The following is a 26,982-nucleotide window of genomic DNA, read 5'->3' as shown; positions in this document are numbered from 1 at the left end:
GTTTCTACTCCTGGCGGCATCCTGATTTTAACAATATAAAGTCTTTAGTTTGCACTGAAAAAACTATAGGACCCGGAATTTTTAATGAAACAACAATTGCACGAAGTTGTAAAGATTGTTTCGCCACACGGGCCATGTATGACCGCCGGGGTATTCACTATAGGTATACTTTATTCCCATCTCATCAAACTTTCCAAGCATGATCTTACAGTTGTTGTAAGCTATATCTTCTTTTCCACCCATTGCTATCCAAAGCACTTTCAGGTTACTATTGATAGTTGTTGCGTTATTTTTCATGAACTCGTACTGCGGATTAGATAATTCCGGCTTGTTGCCAAACCATCCTGAACTAAACACCCCAAGCCAGGAAAAAAGCCGGGTATTCTTTATTCCGGTATACAAAGTTTGTAAACCTCCCATCGATAAACCGGCAAGCGCCCTTTTCGTGGCATCCATTTCTGCCCTGTAATTTTTTTCAACAAAAGGTATGACCACCTGCTTCAATTCATTTTCAAACATTATAAGCGTTTGCTCGCCAAATCCGGCGATCCCACCGGCGCCGAAGTTTCCATCCATCATGACTACCAGCATTGGGCGGGCTTTTTTTTCTGCGATGAGATTATCCAGTATAAGATCCGTTCTGCCCTGAGCAACCCAGCCTCTTTCATCTTCACCGCCTCCATGCTGAATGTATAATACCGGGTACTTTTCGGATGTATTATTATCATAACCTGGCGGGGTATAGATATAAAAGCGACGCCATGAATTGGTAACTGTAGAATAATAACGTTTCATACGCACATCGCCATGAGGAACATCTTTCAAAGCATAATAACCAGCATGGGCAAGTGGAATTTCTATGCCACTGGCCATACGCCCCATTCCATAAAATGTTTCACTGGCCGGATCGGCAACAGCAACACCATCGATAAGCAGGGAATAATAATGAAAGCCTTCACCAATGGAATCAGTGGTTACCTGCCAGTATCCACCTGTATCCCTGCCCATATCATATTTTTTACCCAGGTCAATCTGAACTTTTTGTGCATCCGGCGCTTTGATACGAAACGCCACCCGGTTGTCGGGCAGTATCTGCGGATACTTTGCCGATCTTACGTTGGTGGATGCAGGCGTACCTAACACCGTGTACTTCGGGAAATCAGCAATATTCACTGGTTTGAACAGGAATTGCGAAAACATGTATAATCCGTTTTTCCACACTTTAAAATCATGTACGCCCGGCTCGATATAATAAATGTGCGGAACGCCCTTTTCGTAGAGATAATCATGTGTGCGCTTACTGAATGAGATAAGACCATCATTGTCGCCACAGGAGATCCAAAGCAGTTTCAATTTGCTTTTGGCCATTTCCGGATCAGGCACCAGTTCTTCAGGTTTTTTGGTATTGGGAGCAGATGAAAAACCACCCACCCAGGCGAATTTGTCAAGATTGCCTAACCCAAAATTCAATGACTGCCCGCCGCCCATGGAAAGCCCTGCAATGGCGCAGCTTTCGCGGTCAACCCGCACCGGGTATTTTTTCCCGATGAAAGGGATCAGGTCGTTAAGCAGATCTTTTTCAAAAGTGGCAAACGCCTGCACTTTTGCCGAATCAAAAATATTTCCAACAGGCCGGTCATCTTTCATAGCCCTTCCATTGGGCATTACCACCACCATAGGCTCAATTTTTTTTGCGGCATAAAGGTTATCCAATATTATTTGCGGTTTACCTCCATTCAGCCATTCCTTTTCATCGCCACCGATACCATGCAAAAGATACAGCACAGGATACCGTCCTTTTTTTGAAAACCCCGGTGGTGTATAGACGAGCGCTTTGCGTGTAACACCTACTGTTTTAGAAGGATATAGGATGGTATCAATTTTTCCATGAGGTATTTCAGCGCGAAAAGAATCAAACCCAACCGGCGCCTGCAACGGAACAGACTGAGCAACAGTAGTAACATTTATCAAAAACAGGGCTTTAATAAGTAAAATCAACAATACATTATTTCGCATGGCAATGTCGTTTTTTGCGGTCGCCTGGCGACCAGTTTTTTGTATCAACAGGAATCATCATTGGTACATTCAATTTCAAAACATCCCTACCTGAAGTTCAGGCATGGTACAATTGTTGAAAATAGCAGGAATCTTGTTCAATTAGAATTTTTCGACACCCTTTACTTTCATCTTTAAGCCAAACACCTTACCCGATGCTGTAATGAATAATGTCTTTTCATTTTGACCTCCAAACACAACGTTGGCCGTCCAACCTTCGCCGGTAGGCGCATTAAATATTTTTTCTCCTGTTTTATTAAAACCGGTTACTCCCTGTTCATTGGTCATATAAATATTTCCCCGTTCATCGGTTGTCATACCATCGCCACCCATAGTAGAAAAGAGCTTTTTGTTAGAAAGGGTGCCGTCCCGGTTAATATCAAAGACATAGGTTTCTGCGGGCCATTTGCCTACGTATAATTTCTTTCCATCAGGCGATCCGGTAATTCCATTCGGATAGCCCATGTCTTCTGTCACGACCCTGGTAAATTTTTTGCGGTCAGGGCTCAGGTAATACACATAAGCGCCACCTTGCTGGGTATTGCCTGGCCACGGTCCTTTGCGCGGATCTGTATCATCCCAATAATCTCTTGGAAATAACGGATCGGTGACATAGATACCGCCATTGACCGGATTGATCCAAAGATCATTGGGTCCGTTTAATAATTTGCCATTGTAGTTATTTACCAGCACCGTATGGTTACCGTTCTTATCAATACTCCATAATTCACCATGCATATCCGCACAAGAGATGAGGTATCCGTTCTTATCAAAGTACATTCCATTTGAGCGGCCTGAGTTTGACAGGAAAGTAGTTATAGTGCCGTTGATGGCCGACCATTTATAAATTTTATTATTGGGCTGGTCAGTAAAAAATATATTCCCATGTTTATCAACAGCAGGACCTTCCGTAAACCCAAAACCTTCACCTAATTTTTCCACATGTGCATGGGGTGCAACCAAACATGTGGGGTCAAAAAAAGTAGTATCAACCGGACCACATCCACAGGCAAGTACATTATTTTTAGAATCTATATGATCAACCAGGTCAGCAGTTTGAGATTCTCTTGCCATGTTTTTCATGCAGGAATAATAACTAAAGGCACATAGTACCCCCAGGCAAAGAATCAGTTCTTTTTTCATAGCAAACAATTTTTTTGGTTTAATTAATCAGGTATGTTTTAGTTAAAAGCAAGCGCAAAAGATAATTTTCTTTTAATCGCTTATCCAAAGTATTGGAACTTCCCGATATAATCTTCCAATAAAATACGCTGAAGGATAATATACGCGATGGCTTGTTTTGCATAGATGATAACCAGTACAATAGTCAGCCTGGAACTGTTTTCTTTTCCTTCTTTTATTTCGTTTTTATCCATTCATAACGCCCGTTTTGGCTAACATAGAATTTCGTAACCTTTCCTTCTTCAACTACAAATTCGCCGCTAACGCCCAGCATGTTTTTAAATTGAAAATTGGTTTCCGATAGAAAAAGCAAAGGTATTTTTTGTGTGGGCGAAACGACGGCAATAAGCCGGTCATTGACTCTTTGCATGGCGATCGTTCTGTTGGTGTCAATAGACAGCTTATAAGCCCCTACGTATTTGTCAAGAATTTTTGGGTCTACTTTTACATCGCTTTGCAATGGCTTTCCGATTGCAGTAACCGATATATTGGCCGACAATTCTTCTATGGGAGCTTCACCGTAGTTACACAATATGGCAATAAACACGTCTTCGGCAGGATAATATATTTCATTTGTCTTAAACCCGGGCAATCCTCCCTCATGTTCTATAGACTGAATACCGTTGTTTGTTTTTACAAACCACCCATACCCATAGCCCGCTGTTGTGCCATCGGCCAGTTGGAAAGGTATAAATGCTTTTTGCAAAGTTTCTTTTTTCAGCACCTCGTAAGAATAAAGGCCGTTGTGCCATTTAAGCAAATCATCCACATTTGAAATCAGCCCCCCTGCGGCATATTCAATGGTCGGGCTCCAAAAGTCGGCATTTTTAAAATCCGCGCCCTCTTTACGATAACCATTCACCCGCCCCGGAATTATATTGCCATCGCTGTCAAAACAGGTATGCGTCAACCCCAATGGTTTTAGAAGATTGTCCATGATATAGTTTTGATACCGTTTCCCCGTCAGTTTTTCAATAATATACCCCAACAGGAAATAACCTGAATTGCTATAGGAAAACCTGGTACCAGGTGTAAAGTTCAGCGGATAATTTTTAAAGCTATCGATCACCTGTTTGGGCGTAAAATCCCATCGCTCCATATTCTGACCTGAATAGTCAAGCTGCAGATAGTCTTTAATGCCCGAAGTATGCGTAAGTAAATGTTCAATCGTAATCGTGTGCCCTTTTGAGGGAAAGTCAGGAATAAATTTTTGCAAACTATCGTACACGGAAATTTTACCTTGTTCCTGTAATTGCAAAATAGCCACGGCTGTAAACTGCTTGGTGATAGAAGCAAGATTAAAGGCCATGCCGGTGCTCAGCGGAACATTTAATTCGAGATTGGCGCGGCCGAATGCTTTTTTATAAATGATCTGCCCATGCCTGGCCACCAGCACTTCGCAACCGGGTTGCGATGGTTTGAAATAACCGGCCAGCAGGCTGTCGAGATTTTTCTCCATTCCACTGGCTTGTGCGTGAGAAGCAATAACAGTCAGTAAAAGACCGGCAAACAGTAAAAAACGTTTATACATGTGTTGAATTTTAAAGATGGGTTTAGTTATTTTACTTTCTTCCATTCAGATCTGCGGTCCTGCACAACGATGAGCTTTATTACCTTTCCATTCTCTTTAATGAATTCGAAAGTGGTGTAGATCCGCCGCACATCGGGCGGGAAAAATTTTGTTTCAGAAAGCGGTGATAGCAATATGTTCTTACCAGTGCCATTAGACAATTCAAAATACAGCTTGTCGTGCTTTTTGCGAATGGTAATTGTTTCTTTACCTGATGTAAGTTCGTATGTACCCGTATAATCGTCCAAAACAGTCCCGTTCACATTTACTTCTCCCGAAAACCTGTTGCCCAGGGCCAGGTAGGCAATATCGTTAAACAGCCTGAGCCGCCGGCTACTGAAATTTGTTTTGTCTTCGCCCGACTTTACATTTGTTAAAACAGCTACATAAGTATCATTTGCCGGGAAATACTTTTCCATCGCAATAAAGCCACTTACCTGTCCTTCGTGATGAATGCACCTGTTCCCATACAAAGTATCGATAAACCATCCATAGCCATAATGGGTAGTGTTACCATCGGTAAGCGTGTAAGGACTAAAAGCCTTGTCAACACTTTGGTTGTTAATCAGGCTGCCGGATATCACCGCCTGGTTCCAGCGATAGAGATCTTCCGTGTTCGATAACAAATCGCCGCAGGCAAAGCCCATCGACAGCGTTTGATAATCAGTATTTTCAAAAAAGCCTTTGTTTCTTGTATACCCCTGCACTCTTCCCGGCACAATGGTTCGCTCTTCGGCATACAGCGTGTGCAAAAGACCGGCAGGTATTATAATATGATCTTTCATATACTGGTGATAGTCCTGGCCCGACACGAGTTGAATGATATAACCGAGTAATACATAATTTGAATTAGAATAGCTATATTTTGAACCAGGTTTGTATTCGAGGGGCTGGTTTTTGAAATAGCTCATCAAACGGACTGGAGTAAAATCTTCTCTTTCTATGAATGGGTGAACGGTGTCGGCATTGGCGTAGTCTCTGATGCCCGACGTATGAGTGAGCAAATGTTCGATGGTTATCGTGTATTCCCTGGCCGGAAAGTCCTTTATATATTTGGTGATGCTGTCCTGCAGGGAAATACGTCCTTTTTCAGCCAATTGCAGTATGGCAATAGCAGTGAATTGTTTGGTAATGGAGCCAATCCTGAATACCATGTCGGGCTGCATGGGCGTGTTTAATTCAAGGTTAGCGCTGCCAAAAGCTTTCTTGTATACAATTTGTCCTTTTTGAGCAACCAAAACAGAAATGCCGGGTTCCGTTGGTGTAAACTGTGAAGAAAGTAAACTATCCATTGATTTTTCCAGATCCCTGTCTGGCTCTCGTTCCCGGGCAAACGAATCCTGATTTGTTTGAGCAATCGACAATACACGCATTAGCAAAAAAAACAATACCAGGCATATTTGTTTCATGGCCGTGAGTTTGATGCAAACTCCAGGTTTTCTGACTTAATTTTCTGAAAACAAGTTCTCAAATCCGGATTTGAGAATAATTAGTTGTTTGAACTGATCGTTTTTAGGTATGCCGAGGGCGTCAGCCCCTCTGATTGTTTAAATATGCGTTGAAAAGTAGCCTGCGAATTGAACCCGCATTCCATGGCAAGGGCCGATATGGTGAGTTGCTCCAGGCAGCCGTTCCGGATCCTTAGTTTGAATTCCCCGATGCGATAGGCATTTACCCATTCGTTAAAACTTGTTTGCTGGTGTTGGTTCAGGACGGTTGAAATCATTTTGGCAACAATGCCCGTATGCTTTGCCACGGCTTCAAGGTTCAATTCGGGGTTCAGATACAATTTGTCATCTTTCATGCTTTTTTGAAGCAGGCTCATTATTTGTGTAACCCCCTCTTTCGTTATATCACGGGAAATTGTCTTTTTTACTTTTTCGGTATTAACGGCCAGCGAAATGGAGTATCCTTTTAATCCCAACCAATAAATCATAACAGCAACCGGGATATAAATAGGATACCAGTCAAACTTGTTTAAAAGCCAATCACTATAGGCGGGAAGGATATAAGGGATCAGGAAAATGAACCAGATCAGTTGAAAAGCTAAAAATATGGTAATAAACAATTGCAGCCATTTGCGTATAGCCTCTTTATCGGTATTACCATCTGTAGTTTTTTCCTTTTTCAAAAATTTAAATGAAAGCAATATGTAAATAGTAAGCGATAACCACCGCGGTATATCGGAATACATATTATAGCGATCGATAAAAAGCCCCCAGGGTTCGGGATTATATTTTATAACTTTCATGTAAACACCGGTAATGAAAATAATGGCTGTTAGCTGGGGTACAATATCAATGACGCCGGCCAGGAACTGAAGCCTGTGCCTGCGGGCAAGCCGGAAAGAAGGATTGAGCATTGATTGAATGTAAAAATAAATGAGAGGCCCCATCGGCATTATGATGATCAAAGGCACCACCCAGGAAATAAACCGAAGTATGAAGCTGGACTCCAACAGATGATTATGAATGCAATAAAGGTTCAGACTTGCCATTGACATCAGCAAAATAAGAAAGGCCAGCATACGGTTGGAACGTTTATTGACGGTGCGGCGAAAAAGGAGAATGGATAGGATCAATCCCTGTAGTGCACCCAGCAGGATAATGGTATTTAGAAAGGCTGTCACGGTTTACTTTTATTTGTATATCAAAAATAGCCTCATTTTGGTATCAATGATTTTTTACAAACGCCTTATTAAACTTTTTTACGATAGCCTTATTGAACGCATATGCGATCCCGGAAGAACGGAAAGGGACTACGGATTCAGGTAATAAGATTGAAAAATACAAAAACCCGCCGGGTCACAACTGTACAAGCCGTTGATTACTAAGTTGCCGCTGTTTTACTTTTCAAGGAATCTTTTGCCGGTTAACCGGAATCGATTAATTTGCAACCCCTTTTTGGAAAGATGCCAGAGCGGTCGAATGGGACGGTCTCGAAAACCGTTGTACGGGCAACTGTACCGAGGGTTCGAATCCCTCTCTTTCCGCAAACAAAAAGTAAGGGTGCTCCCGATAGGGGGCATTTTTTATTTCCGGAAGCGTACCGGGCTTGCCCGGTAAAGCGAACGGGAATAAAAAATGACGCACAAAGTGCGGCACCCTTGCTTTTTGTTTGATGCCTCCCTTCAATGGATCGCTGTAGGCAATCCCTCTCTTTCCGCCAGCCTCAGTTAATTGAGATAAACTTAAAGTAATAAAGCCTGCAAAATCAATGATTTGCAGGCTTTTTGCTTTAATTGGTATGCTAATGCTTTTTACGGTTATGTAACTTCCAGGGATTTTCTACCGACTTTTATTGTGGTTCCTGTGTATGTATCTTCTTATTATCACTCGGATTTTCTTTTCTCTTACTGGCAACGTATTCAGATGGCTGCATACCGAATTTTTGCTTGAATGATCGTGCAAAATAGTTGGGTGTTGTAAACCCCACCTGGTATGCTATCTCGGCGATGGTCATATTGCTTTTCTCCATTAATATGGCTGCCCTTTTCAGCTTGAAAGAGCGAATATATTCTATCGGAGTCTGGCCTGCAATCTGTAGCAATTTCGCGTATAAAGTGCTTCTGCTCATGCCAAGCTGCTTGCTTAATCCTTCTACGGAAAGCTCTGGGCTCGTGATGTTCTGCTCAATAAAAAGCACTATTTCCTGTAGCAATGCTTCGTCCGATGAATCGATCCTGACATCCGGTGCTTTGAGGGTAATTTGTTTGGCATAAGTGCTTTTCATGGCACTATTCAATTCGAGAAGGCTCTTTATTTTGGCATTGAGCACTTCGAAATCAAACGGCTTTGTAATATAGTCATTGGCGCCGGTCTCAAGACCTTTGATCTGTTGCTGTTGATCGGTTAATGCAGTAAGTAATATAACAGGGATATGACTGGTCCTTTTATCCGCCTTTAATTTATTGACCATGTCAATTCCGTTTACTTCAGGCATGCTTATGTCACTTACGATCAACTGCGGATGATGAGCCAGTGCTTTCTGCCAGCCCTCCTTTCCATTTGCAGCCTCAATTACCGTATAATTATCCTGAAGGTTGTCGTTTAAATAAAACCTGAAATCTTCGCTGTCTTCTACCAGCAGGATCATGGGTAATACTTTCCTGTTCTCTTTTTGGTTTGCATTTTTGCATGATAACGCTTTCTCTTCCACTGGCGTTGATGGTTGCAGCGCATCGGCCGTTTCTGTAGCAATAACCATAGGAATATGAATAGTAAAAGTGCTGCCATTGCCCGGCTCGCTTTCGACATCAATCATTCCGCCATGTATTTTTACGAATTCCTTTGTTATTGACAGGCCTATGCCCGTGCCATAATTAAGTATAGCCGCAGAAGAATCATTTTGAAAAAAGCGATCATAGATCCTGTCCAGTGCTTCTTTCGGAATACCTATTCCCGAATCCATCACTTTCAGCGTTATCCACTCACTCTTATCAGTACACGGGGTGGGAGAACTCTCCAAAGCCACGCTGATACTGCCTCCTTCCAGTGTGAATTTAAAAGCATTGGAAAGTAAATTGAATAGTATCCGTTCAATTTTATCATGATCGAACATGGCGCCCAGTCGCGGAACAGTGCTGCTGAAAGAAAAATTAATGTGTTTTCTCTCCGATAAATCCTTAAAAGATTCCGACACGTCTTTGACAAAAGAAATGAGCTCTCCTTTTGAAAGTTGTAATGTCAGTTCCTGCTCTTCCATCTTCCTGAAATCAAGCAGTTGGTTCGCCAGGTTTAATAGCCTTTTTGCATTCCGCCTGATCATATGAAGCTTGTCCAGCTTCGAATTGGTTTTTTCTCCATCAATTAACTGTTCTATCGGACCCGAGATCAGTGAAATGGGCGTTCTGAAATCATGACTTAGGTTAGTAAGGAACTTCAGCTTCTGGCGGTCCAGCTCCTGCAGGCGTTTCACCTGCTGTTGTTCCTGTTCCAGTATCAATTTTTTTCGAAGTGCAGTCATTGTTCTGTAGCGGCTATATAATAACAGGCCACTAATAGCCAGGATGTAAACAATGTAGGCAGCGGTAGTGCGCCAGAAAGGTGGTCTAACATAAATTTTTATTTGGGATTCATCGCTATTCCATATGCCGTCATTATTGCTTGCTTTTACGCGGAATATATAAGTGCCGGGATCCAGGTTGATATATGAAGCTGTATTATTCGTTCCTGTATAATTCCAGTCCTTTTCAAATCCTTCTAATTTATAAGCGTATAAGTTTTGTTTTGCCAGGGTATAGTTCAGCGCGACAAAGCTCAGCGCAAAATTTTGTTTGTAATCCAGCCTGATCTCTTTGGCTATCGAAATGTCTTCTTTAATAGGTGCGTCATTTCCTGCATTCACCGATTTGTTTGATATTTTCAGGTCGGTTAAAAGAACCTTCGGGACATTGTGGTTAATGGTAAGTGCCGCAGGGTTGAAATAGTTAATCCCTTCCAGGCCTCCAAACAGTATTTCGCCCCCTGACAATCGTATGCCCGATCCATGAACGAAGTTGCTATTCTGTACACCATTATAACTTGTAAAATTCCTGAACTTATGAGAAGCGGGATCCATGCTGCTGATGCCGGTATTGGTGCTCAGCCATAACTGCCCATGCAGATCTTCCACGATTTGATAGATTGTCGTGTTTTGTAATCCATCCTTTTCCGTGAAGCGTATAAATTGTTTTTTTTGTTTGTTGAACAGGGATAATCCTCCGCCATCCGTACCTACCCACATCATTCCCCGGCTGTCGCTTAATAATGATTGTATTTTGTTGCAGGGTAGTTGGCTGTTGCCCTGGTTATAGATCGTCCAGGTTTCACTAACAGGGTGATATACTGCCAGTCCGCCCCCATGAGTACCAATCCAGATATTTTTATCAGCATCTTCTGTAATAGCCCTTATATAGCCGTTGATCGGCAAAAGACGTTCATTTGGCCCCAAAGGGGTGGGGCTGTATGTAACAATTACTTTATTGTCATGTATAACATGGATACCTGCACCATTCGTGCCCGCCCAAATATTGCTTTTACTGTCCTCCCCGATACAGTAAATGTCATTGCTGTATTGGTTACCAGAAGCATTCTCAAATCTTACCTGTTCGGCTTTGCCGGTTTTGGTATTCAATATGATTACTCCCTTTCCATATGTCCCGATATACAACCGGTTTTCATGCGACATATGCAGCGCCATGATAGTAAAAGGTTGCACCGTTTTCTCATTTAGCCGAATAGCTGTGTGCCGGACCTGGCCGGTTCTATAGTCTAATTCGTACAATCCTCCATCAAAAGTTGCCACATAGGCATTTCCACGCGCGTTTTCAGCGAAATTGGTTATCATAGGGGGCGGTCCCCCTTTTTTATAGAAAGTACTGGTGAGTTTCAGACCAAAAAGGTTGATGTTCTTATCATATTTATTGATACCGCGCAGGAAAGTGCCAAACCAGTAAATGCCGTCTTTGTCAAAATACGAGCAACTGATCGCCTTGCCGGTTAAGCTGAAAATATCTCCGTCCTCAGTAGTATATGTTGACGCTTTCCCCGTGGCGATATTGAAGGCATTTATGCCATTCAAGGTTCCCACCCACAAAAGACCGTCATTATCTGCCTCTATACAACTCACTCTATTATCGCTGAGTGATGCTTCATCGCCGGGTATATTCCTGTAAGTAACAAAATGCTGCTCATCCGGCTGCAATTTGCACAGGCCGTTAACGGTCCCTATCCAGATGGCTCCTGATCTATCTTCCGCTATGGCTCGTACATGATCATGTGCCAGGCTGAACGGGTTTCCTTCCTGGTGTAAAAAACGCCTGAATGTATTAGCTTCTATGGTATACCCGAACAGGCCATTTTCCGTACCAATCCATATCCTGTGTTTACTGTCTTCAAAAATACATTCCACAACTGTTTTAACGGGATTGCCCCTGGCATCCGGAAGCTTTATCTGCGATATGGTTCCGGAGGCGGTATCCATTACATATAAGCTTGCGTATGGCGCTATCCACAGCCTGCCCCTGTAATCGCTGCAAATGCTCTTGATAACAGCGTTGGAGTCTAATTCTGTATTATTGAAGGTAAAATGCCTGAATGTATTTTTTTGCCTGTTGTAAAGGCTCATACCACCCCCGCCGGTGCCTACCCATAAGTTGCCCGCCTTGTCTTCGTGTAAAGACAATACTTCGTTGGCCCGCAAACTGGTGCTATCGTCTGTATTATTCCGGTAAACAGTAAAATTGGTGCCATCGTACTTATTTAATCCATCAGTGGTTGCGAACCACATCAGGCCATACCGGTCCTTTAATATGGCAAAAATGGTATTCGACAATAGTCCATCCCTTGCCGTGATAGAGGTAAAATTGATATGCCTGGGCTGGGTATATCCTGTTAAAGCAAGCAGCCAAAGGGCAACTAACGGTATATATTTTATTCCAGGCATATTTGATGCAATCGCTTACCTGCAATTTCCGATTAATTGTACAAATGACAAGACAATCAAACATTATTGTCAGGATATTCTACAAAAGTCCCCTTCATCCACTGTAAACTTAGCGAACTTTATACAAATGTCAGGATGATAATTATTCCTGGCGACTCATTTACTAACGATTGCTTTACAATCACTTCAGCAAGTTGAAGTATTGCAACAACCTAAAAACTGCCATTATGAAGAAATTTACCGGTCCGGGATTATTCCCGCTGCCACCCCCTCGTGTTTATATTATACTATTTATTCATTTCTGCTGTCATTAAGCGCATCTGCACAACCGTTACGAATACCGTATCCGGTGAAAATCCTTCATTATTAACCAAAAAACGCTGCTATATGAAACGAATTGACTGCCATATCAAACTATGGTTTTTTCTTGTTTTTATAATGAGCCGGATAACCTCGTTTGCCAATGATTCCGGTAACAGAAACCTCCCGCCGTCGCCCGTCGCTTTTACTGTAAACGGAAAAGTGGTAGATGGTAAAGGTAGCGGGCTCCAGGGAGCATCGGTTATACAAAAAGGGTATCCAAATGCGACTACTACCGGCGCCGACGGAAGCTTCAGCATTACCATCCAGCAAAAATCAGCCGTTCTGGTTGTTTCCTATGTTGGTTTTCAATCCAAAGAGGTTTCAGTAAGGGCCGGAGCACCTGATATTACCGTAGAGCTTACCCCTGGTATTAATTCATTGGAAGATGTAATAGTGATTGGTTACGGTACCCAACGAAAACAGCTTTCTACATCAGCCGTTGCCAGGGTAAAAGGCGAACAGCTTGTCGCGGTGCCTGATGCTAACATTTCGAATTCGCTTGCCGGGAGGGCTACCGGGATCATTACGCGTTCAAATGGTGGCAGACCCGGTGCAGATAATGCTACGCTGTACGTCAGGGGTGTTGCCACCATGGGTACCACGGTCAACGGGGTCACGTATAATACTACTCCCCTGATTGTTGTAGATGGCGTGATCCGTAATAATATCAATGAAGTAGACCCCAATAACATCGAAAGTGTAACTGTTTTAAAAGATGCCGCTGCGGTTGCTCCCTATGGATTGGGGGGCGCCAACGGTGTTATTCTTATTACAACAAAAAGAGGGATTTCCGGCCTACCGACCTTAAGTTTTGGGGGATATTACGGTGATCAGCAATCAACTTATTTGCCGAAGATGCTGAGTGCGGTAGATTATATGAAGCTGAAACTGGAGGCTTATTTAACTGAAAATCCAGGTGGAACAAACCCAACATATAGCCAGTCGTATATTGATTCCTACGTTCAAAACCATGCGAAGAACCCCGACCTATACCCTATATCAGACGGATTGAATGATGTGGTTATAAAGCATTCCCCCATTTACCAAAGCAATTTCCAGGTTCGCGGCGGTTCCCAGAACGTGAGGTATTATGCCGGCCTCGGCTACTTTAAACAGAATGGGATGTTCAAAAAGTCAGGTTATGAGCGGTACAATTATAATGTGAATATTGATGTAAACATAACACCCACCACATTGGCATCTTTCTCTTTAAACGGCGCTGTACAAAAAACTTCTGATGTTGACGATGGCACAAGCCAGTTGTTCAGGGGCGTTTATAAGTTTATTCCTGTTGCTCCTCTTAAGTTCACGAACGGCTTATGGGGTGAAAGTTCAGGTAATGCTCCACTGGGAGTAACACACTCAGACGGTTATTTCCGTCAATATACAAACAATATGCTGAGTACCATTGCCCTGGAGCAGAAGCTTCCCTTTATAAAAGGACTTAGTGTAAAGGGCGCATTTAGTTATGATCCCTATAATTATGTTCAAAAACAATGGCATGTGCCATTTATTTACTGGACGCAGAATACTTCTACTACTCCTTACACTTATACTCCTGCTTATTCTACCCAGGAAAGCAGTGCTACAACTTATACATGGCTGAACGAGCAATACTGGCAAAACAATACCATCACCTGGCAGGGTTACGTTAATTATCATAATACGTTTGGAAAGCATGATATTACCGGTTTGGCAGTTGCGGAACTGAGAAGCAATAAAGAGTTTGATTTCAGATCCAGGGTAAACAATTTCGCGGTAAATATCGATGAACTTTCGTTGGGTAGTTCCAATAGAAACGATTTTGATCTTGGAGGCGGATCCGGTACCGGCAGCCAGGTTGGTTATGTTTACCGGGCCAGCTATGCTTATGACAGACGATTCCTGGCCGAGGCATCCGGCAGATATGACGGGCACTATTATTTTGCCCCCGGTAAAAGATGGGTTTACCTTCCTGCGTTTTCATTGGGTTGGATAATTTCCAATGAAAAATTCTTTAAATCGGTAAATTTCGTAGACTATCTCAAAGTCAGGGCATCATGGGGTAAATCCGGAAATCTTACCAGTACCGGGTTCCAATATCTCAACACCTATCCCCTTAGAGGAAATGCCTACTCTTTTGGCGACGGCTCCCTTGTTCAGGGTTCTTATGTACAAATTGAAAATAACCCAAATATCACCTGGGAAATAAGTAAAAAAACGGATGTCGCTGTTGAAGCAAATCTTTGGAAAGGTCTTTTACGATTGGAGGCCGATTATTTCTATGAAAGAAGAACAGGTATGTTGCTGTCGCCTAACGTTATTGTACCACAGGAATACGGACTTCAACTTGCTCAGCAAAATGCGGGGATTATGGACAACCATGGTATTGAATTAACAGTTGGTACTACGAAAAAATTTAATAATGGCTTGCAGGTATCACTTGACGGAAACTTTACTTATGCAAAGAACAAAGTAATACAGATGTATGAGACAGCAGTAACCAGGAATGATCCGGGGCGCAGCAGGACCGGGCGCCCCTACAATACGGTGTTCGGCTACCACGCGCTTGGTTTATTTACTACTGCCGACGATAAAAACGGCGACGGTTTTATTACTGCTGCAGATGGCTATAATGTCACTCAATTTGGTACGATACGTCCGGGTGATATTAAGTATGCTGATATAAGCGGCCCCAATGGAGTGCCAGACGGAAAGATTGACTCTTATGATGAAACAGTCATCGGCAAACCCCAAACACCAGCCATTATATATGGTATAAATGTAAACGCCAGCTGGAAGGGATTCGATTTTTCTATGTTATTCCAGGGTTCAGGAATGTCAAGCTTTAATGTCTATGGCTTTATGACAGTTGCCGGCTTTAACAATAATAGTAATTCTTCTTACGAATACTACAATAACAGGTGGACGCCTGACCGGCAGAACTCAAAATACCCAAGAGCCTATTCTGCGCCTACCAACAACAATGGACAAAGTTCAGACTTCTGGTATGTAAGCAGTTCGTATTTAAGATTAAAGACGGCGTCGCTGGGTTATACAGTTCCGTCAAAAATAAGTTCCATTCTCAGAATGAAGAATTTGCGGTTCTATGTAACCGGCCAGAATATATTGACATTTGGTAAGCTGAAATTTACAGACCCTGAAACAACAGGTGAACAGGGTTATCCTCTTCAGAAGGTATTTCTTGTTGGCTTTAATACTTCCTTCTAAAATCTAAAAATTAAAAAAAGATGAAACCAGTAATAATATATGTTTTATACTGTTGTGTAATAATGGGGTTGCTGGGTTTGTTTTCCTGTGACAAAAACCTGGAAAACCAGCAGAAAACAAGTCTGGACGATAATACACAGTGGGCATCTGAATCCAATGCTGATATTTTTTTAAATGATGTTTATGACCAGTTGCCTGACATGTACTCCCAGCCGGAAAACCTTGACAATTTTACCGATGATAATGATGCGGGGTTTTATTACGATTCATGGAAATATAAAGATGGGAACCTTGATCCTGCTTCTAACAATTATAATCTTTTTGGTGGAGGAGCTACCGGAATTGGTACTATCAGCAGGTATAACTGGCCCGCTCTTTATACTTCTATCCGCAAATGCAATACGTTTATTCAACAGGTTACTGCTCATAAAAGCATTTATGCTGAAGCCTGGTTCAATAAACGAATTGATGAAGCCCGGTTTAACAGGGCCTTTCACTACAGCTTTCTTTTCCTGAATTGGGGAGGTGTGCCTCTTATTTACAGCCCCCAGTCACGTACAGATACAGCCGAATTATTTGTAAAAAGAAGCACTTATGCAGAAACGCTCAATTTTTTAACATCAACATTGGATACGATACTTAATAACAAATACCTTGCTGTTAAATATAACAAGGGTAACCCCGATGCCGGCAGAGCCACACTTGGTGCTGCTTTAATGTTAAAGGCTTATTTGCAGTTAGTGGCCGCAAGCCCTACATTCAATTCCTCAACTTACCCGGGAGGCCCTGATCCCAATCACATCGCCGGGTTCGGCAATGCAGATGTAAGCCGTTGGGCAACTGCTGCTGCTTCGTTTAAAAAATTCATCGATGATTGGGGCGGAGGACAACAATACAATCTTTTCCCCGAGGATTCCACGCTTTGGTTTGAGGGCAGCAAATATAACCAGGAAGTGATCTGGGACAGGCAATATGTTTCCAATGTCAAGGGATCTAATTATGAGCAATATGGCGGACCTGTTTATATTCTCGGCTCTTACTATACCTGGGGCAACTATAACCCAACACAGGAACTGGTAGATCAATTCTTCATGGCAAATGGTAAGCCTATAACCGACCCTGCTTCGGGCTATGATCCCCAACATCCTTATGTGGGCAGGGAACGCAGATTCTATAAATGGATCGTTTATGACGGAGCTCCTTATAAAATGGACTGGATGCCTGCACAGGATACCATTTACACCCGCATTGACCAGGTAAGGCCATCGCTGAATCAAATAGATTTTGCGAGCACAGATGTGAGCAATACAGGGTATTATTTCAAAAAGAAGTTAAATCCAAAGTATCGCCCTGCCACAGGCCTGAGCGGCGCCAACTATATTTATTTCCGGTATGCAGAAGTGCTGTTAGGGTATGCTGAGGCGCAAAATGAGGCAACAGGCCCGGATGCTTCTGTATACAATGCCATTAATGCAATCAGAAATCGTGTAAGTCTGCCTGATTTACCCGGAGGATTAACCCAGAGCCAAATGCGTGATGCCATTCATCAGGAAAGAAGGGTTGAACTGTGCTTTGAAAACAAACGATTCCAGGATATTCTCCGTTGGAAAATTGCAGACCAGGTATTGACTGTTGATTTGCATGGAATGAAGATTGTGAATACCGTACCCGCCAACAACAGCGGTGTATGGACATATACTCCGGTAGGTTTAAATCACCCGCATGGATTCAAACTAAAACAGTATATGCATCCGATCCCGCAGGATGCTCTTGCTCAGAATCCTCAACTGGTGCAAACTCCCGGCTACTAATTCTTATATATTATTTAATCTACAGATTATGAAAAAGGTTTCTCTTATTCTGATGGCTGTCCTGATACATTTCATTGTATCAGGACAGTTTGCTGGTATTCAAAACAACCAGGAGCAGCCGCTTCCTCCTGGGTTTAAACCCGCATCAACTAACACATTTTTATCAGAGTATCCTGCCGTTAATCCTGAAACCCGCAAGGCGATGTTCAGGGTCGTGGCGCCCTATGCACAAAATGTAACGCTGCAGTTGAGTGGAAAACACGCCATGACAAAAGATGATAAAGGGGTCTGGTGGTACACAACAGACCCGCTGGTGGTAGGTTTCCATTATTATGCAATTATGATAGACAGTGTTCCGGTAATGGATAGGGGCAGCCAGGCCTATTTTGGCAGTAACTGGGAGTCAGCAGGTATTGAAGTTCCTGAAGGCGCTGAAGGAGATTATTACAGGTTTAATAAGAACATCCCACATGGAGAAGTTCATTCCCTTTACCACTGGTCTGACGTTAATGGATTAGAGCGTCATATTAATGTCTATGTGCCGGCTGAATATGAACAAAAGCCAAAGAAAAAATACCCCGTGCTTTTTCTTGTCCACGGTTGGGGCGAGGATGAAAACGGTTGGTCGGTCCAGGGGCACATGGCTAATATCATGGATGGCTTAATTGCAGGTGGAAAAGTCGTTCCAATGATTGTTGTAATGCCCAGCGGGGACATCAAAACAAATTCAGATGTTCGTAAAGCATCAGGTGATATAACTGATATTCTGATCAAAGACCTTATTCCTTACATCGATAAAACCTTTCGTACTTATGCTGACCGTGACCACAGGGCTATGGCCGGATTATCAAGAGGTGGTGCTCAAACATGGAATGCAGTGCTGAACCATATGGACAAATTTGCATGGATGGGCGGTTTTAGCGGCTCAGGTCGCTTTGGCTCCAATCCTTTTAATCCTAAAGCACCACCTGTTACTGTTGAAACAGCCTATAACGGCGCATTTAAAGATGCAGCGGCATTTAATAAAATGATGAAACTGTTGTTTATCAGCATTGGTACTGAAGAAGGCCAGGGGGCAAAAGAGACATACGAGACATTGAAAAACCACGGTATAAAAAACCTGGTGTATTACGAATCAAAGGGTACTGCCCACGAATGGCTCACATGGCGCAGGGCACTCAATGATTTTGCGCCAAGGTTATTCAGATAATACACCCGATCCAATTTTAATACGGAAGAACATTTGTGCCATAAATTCCCTCATTTGTGCTATCCACAAATCAGGGGCAATGTTAGCTTTACAACTACATCAGTGGCGGACGTGCATGGCCGGTATGGAGTAACAATTTGTACAATTTCGCACAATTACTTTTTAAATAGTATAGTGATGGTTATGGAAAAAATCCTGTATAAAAAAGTATTTACAATATTCTTAATGATATTTTTGGCTCATTGTGCCGTCGCCCAGAATCCGCTTATCAGGAATATGTATTCCGCAGACCCTTCGGCCCGTGTTTTCGGCGATAGTGTTTATGTATTTCCATCACATGATATTCTTGCCACGACCGGCCACGGACGCATCGGATGGTTTTGCATGGAGGATTATCACGTCTTCGCTTCAAAAAATCTTACTGAATGGAAAGATAATGGTATTGTAGTGAGCCAAACAACCGTACCATGGGCAAAGCCTGACGGATACAGTATGTGGGCGCCTGATTGCATTTACAGGGATGGAAAATATTATTTTTATTTTCCTGCCATCCCGGATTCTATATATGGAAGGGGATTTACCATTGGTGTGGCAGTGGCTGATAAACCCTGGGGGCCATTCATACCCCAGCCAACACCGATCAAAAATGTACATGGAATTGACCCTAACGTATTTATTGACAAAGATGGCCAGGCATATCTCTTTTGGTCGCAGGGAAATATTTTTGCGGCAAAGCTGAAAGATAATATGCTGGAGCTGGCATCTGATCCGGTCATATTACAGGATCTTCCGGTTAAAGGGCTGAAAGAAGGACCCTATCTCTTCGAACGAAATGGGCTCTATTATCTCACCTTTCCACATGTAGAAAATAAAATTGAAAGACTGGAATATGCAATGGGTAATAGTCCATTGGGGCCGTTTAAAATGACGGGCGTTATAATGGATGAATCCCCTACCGGCTGCTGGACGAATCATCATTCTGTTATTCAATTCAAAAACCAGTGGTACCTGTTCTATCACCATAACGACTATTCACCCCAATTTGATAAAGCAAGGTCAATAAGAGCAGATAGCCTCACCTTTAATAATGATGGCACCATAAAAAAAGTAGTTCCGACTTTAAGGGGTATCGGCCTCACCGATGCAAGCAGCGAAATCCAGGTAGACAGGTATTCAGCGATAAGCGACCAGGGTGCTTTTATTTCTTTTCTTGATACCGCAGACAGGTTCAAAGGCTGGAAAACGGTCTTCACTGAACCCGGTGCATGGGTACAATACAACAGTGTTGATTTCGGTAAGAGCCCGTTCAGATCAATACTGGTAAAAGTGATGACTGAAGGAGTAAACATGCTCGAAATTCATAGCGGAAATATTACCGGCCCACTTATCGCCAATATTAAAATTGCAGGAAGCAGCGACTGGAAAACTATAAAAACACCTGTATCGCAGGTTACAACCGGTATTCAAAACATTTTTGTGATTTCGAAAGGTAATACTCCATTGTCTTTAGACTGGATAAAGTTTGAATAATTGGAACAACAAAGCAACTTAATAAAACGATCTGTATGAAAAAAATGCTTGGCAGTTTATTGTACCTGTTTCCCTGTATAATGCAGGCACAAACAGCGAAAATTAAAATTGACATTGAAAGAACCATTGGAGAAATTGATCCTAAAATTTATGGCGTATTTATGGAGCCCATCCATTTTAACGGAAGGCGGATGGGCTTGCCCGATTCCGTTGAGTTCAATACGCTCTACGGAAATTTATACGATCCTTCATCTCCGCTTGCCGATGAAAATGGTTTCAGGAAGGACTACCTGGATGCTATGAAGGAGCTAAATATAACTAATATGCGCTGGCCCGGCGGAAACTTTTTAATGGGATACAACTGGCAGGATGGGATCGGTCCGAAAAACCAACGCCCTACCCGCATCAACCTGGCATGGGGAGGGGTAGACAATAATCATGTAGGCACAGATGAATGGATGCAATTGAATAAAGCTATCGGGAGTGAAAATGTAGTATGCGTCAATCTCGGTCTTGCAAATATCCAGGATGCGGTGTACTGGGTGGAGTACTGCAATTATAAAAGCGGTACTTATTATTCCGATATGCGCGCAAAAAATGGTCACCCGGCTCCTTACAATGTAAAGATCTGGGATCTTGGCAATGAAGTTGATGGTGCTCCCTGGGAACTGGGCCATAAAAATGCGGAGGAATATGGAAATATTGCCCGGGAGGCTGCCAAGGCTATGAAAGCTGTCGACGGCACTATAAAGTTGGTGGCTTCCGGCTCATCGTGGTATAGTAATAATGGATCGTGGGTTGACTGGAATCGCAAAGTACTTTCAAAGTTGGGAGATATGATCAGTTACCTTTCCATACACCGGTATTGGGAAAATGCTACCGACTATTACGCCTTTATGGGTCAGAGTGCTATGGATTTTGAAGAGAAGATTAAGGTCGTTGCGAATGAAATAGAAACCGAAAGGTCTATGAATAACTTTAAAAACCCCATTTATATTTCCGTGGATGAGTGGGGGTCTTTCGGAAGAAACTTCCGTTCTGTGTTACCCATCGCACAATCTTTGAATTCTTTTATCCGGCATGCAGACGTAGTTAAAATGGGCAATTTTACGATGCTGACCAGCCTGTTATCATCCGATCCTAAAAACGGTACTTTTAAATCGCCTTTATTTTATACGTTCAGGCTATTCTCGAACAACTGCCGTGGGAATACAATTGATACCTATGTGGCTTGCGATACGTTCGGTACTGAAAAATATAAAGGCATTCCCTACCTGGATGTTACAGCTGTTTATTCAAAAGAATCACATACCGTATTTATTAATGTGGTGAACAGGCACCAGGATAAAGCAATTACTACTGACATATTGAGTACTTCTGGCTACTTTGGCGGGAAAGCAGAAGCGAGCGTAGTGAATAGTACTTCTTTGACAGACTCCTTTACATTCGATAAAAAAGACCAGTATTTACCTGTAACAAAGGAGGTGCCCGTTAACAATAATAAAATCACTTATAGTTTTGCCGCGCATTCATTTACGCAAATAAAGGTGAACGTAAAAGAGAAATAGCCGGTATTTATATTTTTTCATATGTAGCGTTTGTACATGTTGTCGGGTGTAAAAGCCCGGCAATGTTTTAAATCTATCAATCATGAAGCTTTCATTGATATCAATTTTGTTTGTATCAACAGTATGTGTTGCCCAAAAACTACCTTACCAGGATCCCAACCTTACCACTGAACAAAGAGTACGCGATCTTATTTCGCGATTAACGCTTGAAGAAAAGGCTTCCCTTATGCGTGACCAGTCTCCTGCCATACAACGCCTGGGTATAAAAAAATTCAACTGGTGGAGTGAAGCCCTGCATGGCTTCGCCAACAATGACAGCGTGACGGTTTTTCCCGAACCTATTGGAATGGCGGCTTCTTTCGACGACTCCCTGGTCTTCGAGGTTTTCAACGCTACTTCCGATGAAGTGAGGGCCAAATATAACCAGGCGCAAATGAGAGGAATAGACAATAGCCGGTTTCACAGTCTTTCCGTGTGGACGCCTAATATCAATATCTTTCGTGATCCAAGATGGGGACGAGGGCAGGAAACGTATGGGGAGGACCCTTACCTCACTTCGCGCATGGGCGTGTCTGTAGTTAAAGGGCTACAGGGGCCTGCCGATGCAAAATACCGGAAACTCCTTGCCTGTGCCAAGCATTATGCCGTTCATTCGGGTCCCGAGTGGAGCCGCCATGTACTGAACCTGAATAACGTTAACCCCCGCGACCTGTGGGAAACCTATCTGCCTGCGTTCAAATCATTGGTCCGGCAGGGTGATGTGCGGGAAGTAATGTGTGCTTACCAGCGGTTGGATGATGAACCCTGCTGCGGTAACAATCTTTTAATGCAAACCATTTTGCGGGAGGACTGGGGTTTTAAATACTTAGTTGTTTCGGATTGCGGCGCGGTTACTGATTTTTATACCAGTCATAAAGTTTCATCCGATGGCGTGCATGCTTCAGCGAAGGCCACTTTGGCCGGCACCGATGTTGAATGCGTGTGGGCTGGTTATGCTTTTGCAAACCTTCCCAATGCCGTTGCAAGGGGCCTGGTTACAGAAAAAGAAATCGATAAACATTTGGTGCGGATATTAACAGGTCGGTTTGACCTGGGCGAGATGGATGATGATGCTTTAGTGCCATGGACTAAGATCCCGCCTTCGATATTGAATAATGATCATCATAGGAATATTGCACTTACCATGGCACGCGAGTCGATGACGCTGCTGCAGAATAAGAATAATATATTGCCGATAAGCAAATCGGGAAAAAAGATCGCTGTAATTGGGCCGAATGCTGACAATGCATCCATGCTATGGGGGAATTATAACGGCACACCAATCAGAACAATAACCATTCTGCAGGGCATAAAGTCGAAGCTGGCCGAAAATGCGGTAGTATATGATAAGGCCTGCGATCTGGTGGAGAACAAGGTGACACAAAGCTATTTTTCAAAAACATCGATGGATGGTAAAGCGGGATTTAAAGCTACTTACTGGAACAATCGTGATATGAAAGGTGATATTGTTGCCACGAACCATATTTCAAACCCTTTAAAAATAACTACCGCCGGTGATCATGAATTCGCGCCCGGGGTAAAGCTGGTTGATTTTGCCGCGCAATATGAAACTGAATTCGTAGCCCCGAAAACAGAAGAGATCGTTTTCAAATGCGGTGCTACCGGCCGCTTTGAATTATTGGTGAACGGTGTTTCGCTGGCGAGACACAATAACTGGCGCACGCTTCCTTCAAGGGTCGCCTTCAATGTGGAGCAGGGAAAGAAGTATGATATTGTGATCAAATACGGGCAGCTGAACAACTGGCAGGCAAATCTCGAATTTGATTTTGGAAAAGAAGTGGATATAGATTTTACAGATCTTATCAATAAATTAAAAGGGGCTGATGTAGTAGTATTTGCCGGTGGTCTTTCAACCTTGCTGGAAGGAGAGGAAATGCCGGTGAACTATCCCGGTTTCAAAGGAGGCGACCGGACGAATATCGACTTACCCGAAGTACAGCGCAATTGCCTGAAGGCATTAAAAGCTGCCGGTAAAAAATTAATATTTGTCAATTGTTCGGGTTCAGCCATTGCATTGTCGCAGGAAACAGAATATTGTGATGCGATCCTCCAGGCTTGGTATGGAGGCGAGTCAGGAGGCCAGGCTATAGCTGATGTATTATTCGGCGATTATAATCCTTCCGGCAAACTTGCTGTTACATTTTACAAGAGCTCAGACCAGTTACCTGATTTCCAGGATTATTCTATGAAAGGAAGAACCTACCGTTTTATGTCGGATGCGCTTTTCCCCTTTGGTTATGGGCTAAGCTATACCAGTTTTACTATCGGCAACGCAAGTGTCAGCAGCAGCACAGTGGAGACAAACGGCGCTGTAACGCTAAATGTTCCTGTCTCAAATACAGGCAAGCGTGATGGAACGGAAATAATACAGGTATACCTCCGGCGTGCAGATGATGCGAATGGGCCTTTGAAGACCCTGCGTGGATTTAAGCGGGTGCCTGTAGCGGCCGGAAAAACCGCTACTGCTACCATAACACTTCCATATACCGCGTTTGAATTTTATGATGACCAAAAATTTCAAATGAGGGTTATCCCCGGAAAATATACAGTATGGTATGGGAATAGTTCTGCGGATGAGAACTTGAAAATGACAGAATTGACGGTCCGGTAAGGCGTCAGTTCCGCTTTTGGCAATAGCATGTTTTAGCGGTAGCACCGACCCATATTTCTTTTTTATGTTACCATTTGAATCCTTATCAAGTACTCATTATAAAAATCTACAATTTTATTAAAGTCCGACACAAACCGGTTCGAAAGTTGTAACCTACAGCCCGCCAGTAGAAAAAACTCTATAATAAATTTATATAATAATTTAAACATTTAATATATCGAAGTTTTACGTGTGTGCATATATGTTTAAAATAACATCCAATTATTTCGACTTTAAAAACAGTAATAATTTTAGAGAACGCTTCGTTTAGGGTGCCATGCTCCTTACCCTTATATAAAACGATATCCATGACAAACCTGTACACTTTCTTTCGTCCCCTTGCCAAAACATGCCTATACTCCGGGACAGTTTTCCTTACGCTATCTGCCAATGCGCAAAGTTATTACCCGGCGGGCCTTGGTAACGGAAACCTTCAACTGTGGCTGACTGCCGCGGATTCCACCACCCTGCTGACCACTGCGGGTACACAGGCTGCCAATGGAAATTCCGTTGCCACCTGGAAAGATAAGAGCGGAAGAGGGGCTGATGCCAGTCAATCCGACGGCAGCATCCAGCCGGTGTACTGGACCGGTCAGTTGAATGGATTTGGTGCGCTCATTTTTACGACCGAGGGCCAGTACCTGACAGGGCCGACCGGGGCCTACCAAACCGTCGTCAGCACCCGGGCCATCAATGGGTTCGGCTACAATTACCTTTTCTCTTCCCCCGCTCTCACAGACTACAGCGTCCGGCTTAACCAGGATGGCTCGAATACCAACGTGAACTATACGATGGGTCCTAATCAACAAGACTGGGGCTATAATTATTACCCGGGGGGTTATGCCGCCCTGTGGTTAAATGGCTTGCAAACCCTGGGCACCTTTTATACCACTCACATCCTGGTAGATGAAGCCGGGAGCGCCACCAACGCCACCTATTCCATTAGTAATACATTTTCGAACCGGGGGATGCAATACAATGATCCGGTGTACGAGTTGATAGTCTACAGTGGCACTCCCAACACCACGCAAAGAATATTGCTGGAAAATTATCAGGCCTCGGAATGGGGATTGACCGGATTGCTCCCCAGATTCGACGGCTATCCGAAATTCACCCCACCGACAAGCACCACCTACAATAAAAACCTCGTAGGTATTGGTAACAGCGGCAGCGATAATTTTTTGGCCGATGTGGCTGGCTCTACAGACGGGCTTGGGCTTAGCAGTGGTTCAACCGCATCGGATTTTCTGGGATCCGCTGGCTACGCCATGGCAGCACACAATGCCCAGAGCAATACGGTCAACTACAATCCAACCCTGAATAATGTGCCCGTCAACACGTATGTGTGGAACAGGTCCTGGTACGTGCAACTGTCCGGTGGTAACAGCGCTGGAAATATCACCCTGACTTTCAATTTTAATGATTACAACGGCTCCTCTCCAAATCCTGCTAATTCTTTCTCGCTCCTGTATAACCCGTCGGACGGAACATTCGGGTCCGGGACGAATAAACTGGTGCCCACTGTTTCAAGTAATGTCTCCGGCAATTCGGTGTCATTTGTGGTAAATGCCACCAATCTGCCCAATGGATACTATACCATCATCTATAGTCCACTCATCGCCCTTCCCATCACGCTAAAGAATTTTTCGATGACAAAGCTGTTGCCCAATGCCGCCCTGGCGAAGTGGACCGTTGGCCCGGAATTCGGTCGGGGCTATTTCACCCTTCAACACTCCGCTGAAGGACTCCGATTCACTTCGATAGGTACTGTGGCTGCCGCCGATAATAACTCTTCCGCTGACAACTATAGTTATACAGATAATGCACCTTTTCAGGGCGTCAATTACTACAGGCTTGCGATGGTCAATGCTGCGGGTGATATCTCGTACTCACCGATCGACATGCTGACATTCAGCGAAACTGCCCGTCCAGTGACCCTTTATCCTATCCCAACGAAGGATATCCTGCACATCAGCGCACCAGGCATCAATGAAGCCAGGAATATCGATCTTGTTTCTGTCACCGGACAGGTGCTGGCGAACTACTCAATTTCTAAGCTCAACGGGTCAAACCTATCGGTCAGCAGGCTTCCCGCCGGATCGTATTTTGTCCGTATCCGGGGCGGGGGGCAGTCCTTCATGCTGCCATTCTTAAAACAATAGTTTTATTTGAAATAACCTTTTTGTTCGACAATCCCCATCACCGACACATATGTCTTTTTCAGGTTGATGGTTGATGGTTGAATCTTTATCAAATACTCATTGTAGAAATCCAAAGTTGTAACCTACAGCTCGCAAAAATTGAGAAAGCCTTCAAGTCGTTGGATTTGAAGGCTTTTATGTTTCAAG

Annotated in this window: 14 protein-coding genes and 1 tRNA gene; 8 read left to right on the top strand and 7 right to left on the bottom strand. The window is 43.3% G+C overall.

Features of this window, described 5'->3' with window-relative positions; translation table 11 throughout:
- Positions 1–81: 81 nt before the first annotated feature.
- The 6 genes from AC59IL_RS29165 to AC59IL_RS29140 all read right to left on the bottom strand — a co-directional run bounded on the left by AC59IL_RS29165 (position 82) and on the right by AC59IL_RS29140 (position 7,436).
- Positions 82–2,016: an alpha/beta hydrolase-fold protein gene (locus AC59IL_RS29165; RefSeq protein ID WP_496555765.1), complete on the bottom strand. Its 1,935-nt coding sequence runs from the start codon at positions 2,014–2,016 to the stop codon at positions 82–84.
- A gap of 141 nt (positions 2,017–2,157) precedes the next feature.
- The gene (locus AC59IL_RS29160) at positions 2,158–3,198 is read right to left on the bottom strand and encodes an SMP-30/gluconolactonase/LRE family protein (protein ID WP_496555764.1); all 1,041 of its coding nucleotides are present in this window, start codon (positions 3,196–3,198) and stop codon (positions 2,158–2,160) included.
- Positions 3,199–3,278: 80 nt separating this feature from the next.
- Positions 3,279–3,431: a hypothetical protein gene (locus AC59IL_RS29155; protein ID WP_496555763.1), complete on the bottom strand. Its 153-nt coding sequence runs from the start codon at positions 3,429–3,431 to the stop codon at positions 3,279–3,281.
- On the bottom strand, positions 3,413–4,768 hold the full coding sequence (locus AC59IL_RS29150; RefSeq protein ID WP_496555762.1) for a serine hydrolase domain-containing protein: 1,356 nt from the start codon (positions 4,766–4,768) through the stop codon (positions 3,413–3,415). The genes AC59IL_RS29155 and AC59IL_RS29150 overlap by 19 nt, the downstream gene beginning before the upstream one ends.
- 26 nt (positions 4,769–4,794) lie before the next feature.
- Positions 4,795–6,216 carry a serine hydrolase gene (locus tag AC59IL_RS29145; RefSeq protein ID WP_496555761.1) on the bottom strand — a complete coding sequence of 474 codons (1,422 nt, stop codon included), beginning with the start codon at positions 6,214–6,216 and terminating at the stop codon, positions 4,795–4,797.
- Between the two features lie 80 nt (positions 6,217–6,296).
- Entirely contained in the window at positions 6,297–7,436 is a 1,140-nt protein-coding gene (locus tag AC59IL_RS29140; RefSeq protein WP_496555760.1) for a helix-turn-helix transcriptional regulator, read from the bottom strand.
- A 276-nt stretch (positions 7,437–7,712) separates the two neighbouring features.
- Between AC59IL_RS29140 and AC59IL_RS29135 the strand changes: the two genes are divergently transcribed.
- Positions 7,713–7,799, top strand: a tRNA-Ser gene (locus tag AC59IL_RS29135).
- A 305-nt stretch (positions 7,800–8,104) separates the two neighbouring features.
- On the opposite strand, the gene AC59IL_RS29130 is transcribed toward AC59IL_RS29135, so the two are convergent.
- Positions 8,105–12,232: a hybrid sensor histidine kinase/response regulator transcription factor gene (locus AC59IL_RS29130; protein WP_496555759.1), complete on the bottom strand. Its 4,128-nt coding sequence runs from the start codon at positions 12,230–12,232 to the stop codon at positions 8,105–8,107.
- 387 nt (positions 12,233–12,619) lie between these two features.
- Between AC59IL_RS29130 and AC59IL_RS29125 the strand changes: the two genes are divergently transcribed.
- The 7 genes from AC59IL_RS29125 (at position 12,620) to AC59IL_RS29095 (ending at position 26,796) form a co-directional block, all read left to right on the top strand.
- A complete protein-coding gene (locus tag AC59IL_RS29125; protein ID WP_496555758.1) occupies positions 12,620–15,805 on the top strand; it encodes a SusC/RagA family TonB-linked outer membrane protein in 3,186 nt (1,061 codons plus the stop codon).
- Positions 15,806–15,825: 20 nt separating this feature from the next.
- Positions 15,826–17,616 carry a RagB/SusD family nutrient uptake outer membrane protein gene (locus tag AC59IL_RS29120; protein ID WP_496555757.1) on the top strand — a complete coding sequence of 597 codons (1,791 nt, stop codon included), beginning with the start codon at positions 15,826–15,828 and terminating at the stop codon, positions 17,614–17,616.
- A 28-nt stretch (positions 17,617–17,644) separates the two neighbouring features.
- Complete coding sequence (locus AC59IL_RS29115) at positions 17,645–18,826, top strand: alpha/beta hydrolase-fold protein (protein WP_496555756.1); 1,182 nt, start codon at positions 17,645–17,647, stop codon at positions 18,824–18,826.
- 183 nt (positions 18,827–19,009) lie between these two features.
- Positions 19,010–20,356, top strand: a complete 1,347-nt coding sequence (locus tag AC59IL_RS29110) for a family 43 glycosylhydrolase (RefSeq protein ID WP_496555755.1) — start codon at positions 19,010–19,012, stop codon at positions 20,354–20,356.
- 35 nt (positions 20,357–20,391) lie between these two features.
- The gene (locus AC59IL_RS29105) at positions 20,392–21,924 is read left to right on the top strand and encodes an alpha-L-arabinofuranosidase family protein (protein ID WP_496555754.1); all 1,533 of its coding nucleotides are present in this window, start codon (positions 20,392–20,394) and stop codon (positions 21,922–21,924) included.
- Positions 21,925–22,006: 82 nt separating this feature from the next.
- Entirely contained in the window at positions 22,007–24,595 is a 2,589-nt protein-coding gene (gene xyl3A, locus AC59IL_RS29100) for a xylan 1,4-beta-xylosidase (protein ID WP_496555753.1), read from the top strand.
- 347 nt (positions 24,596–24,942) lie between these two features.
- Positions 24,943–26,796, top strand: coding sequence for a T9SS type A sorting domain-containing protein (locus tag AC59IL_RS29095; protein ID WP_496555752.1), 1,854 nt, complete (start codon positions 24,943–24,945; stop codon positions 26,794–26,796).
- Positions 26,797–26,982 lie beyond the last annotated feature (186 nt).

Source organism: Niastella sp. sgz303648, assembly GCF_059587045.1.
The sequence above is the reverse complement of the archived record's forward strand: the minus strand, read 5'-3'. Positions and strand labels throughout refer to the sequence as shown.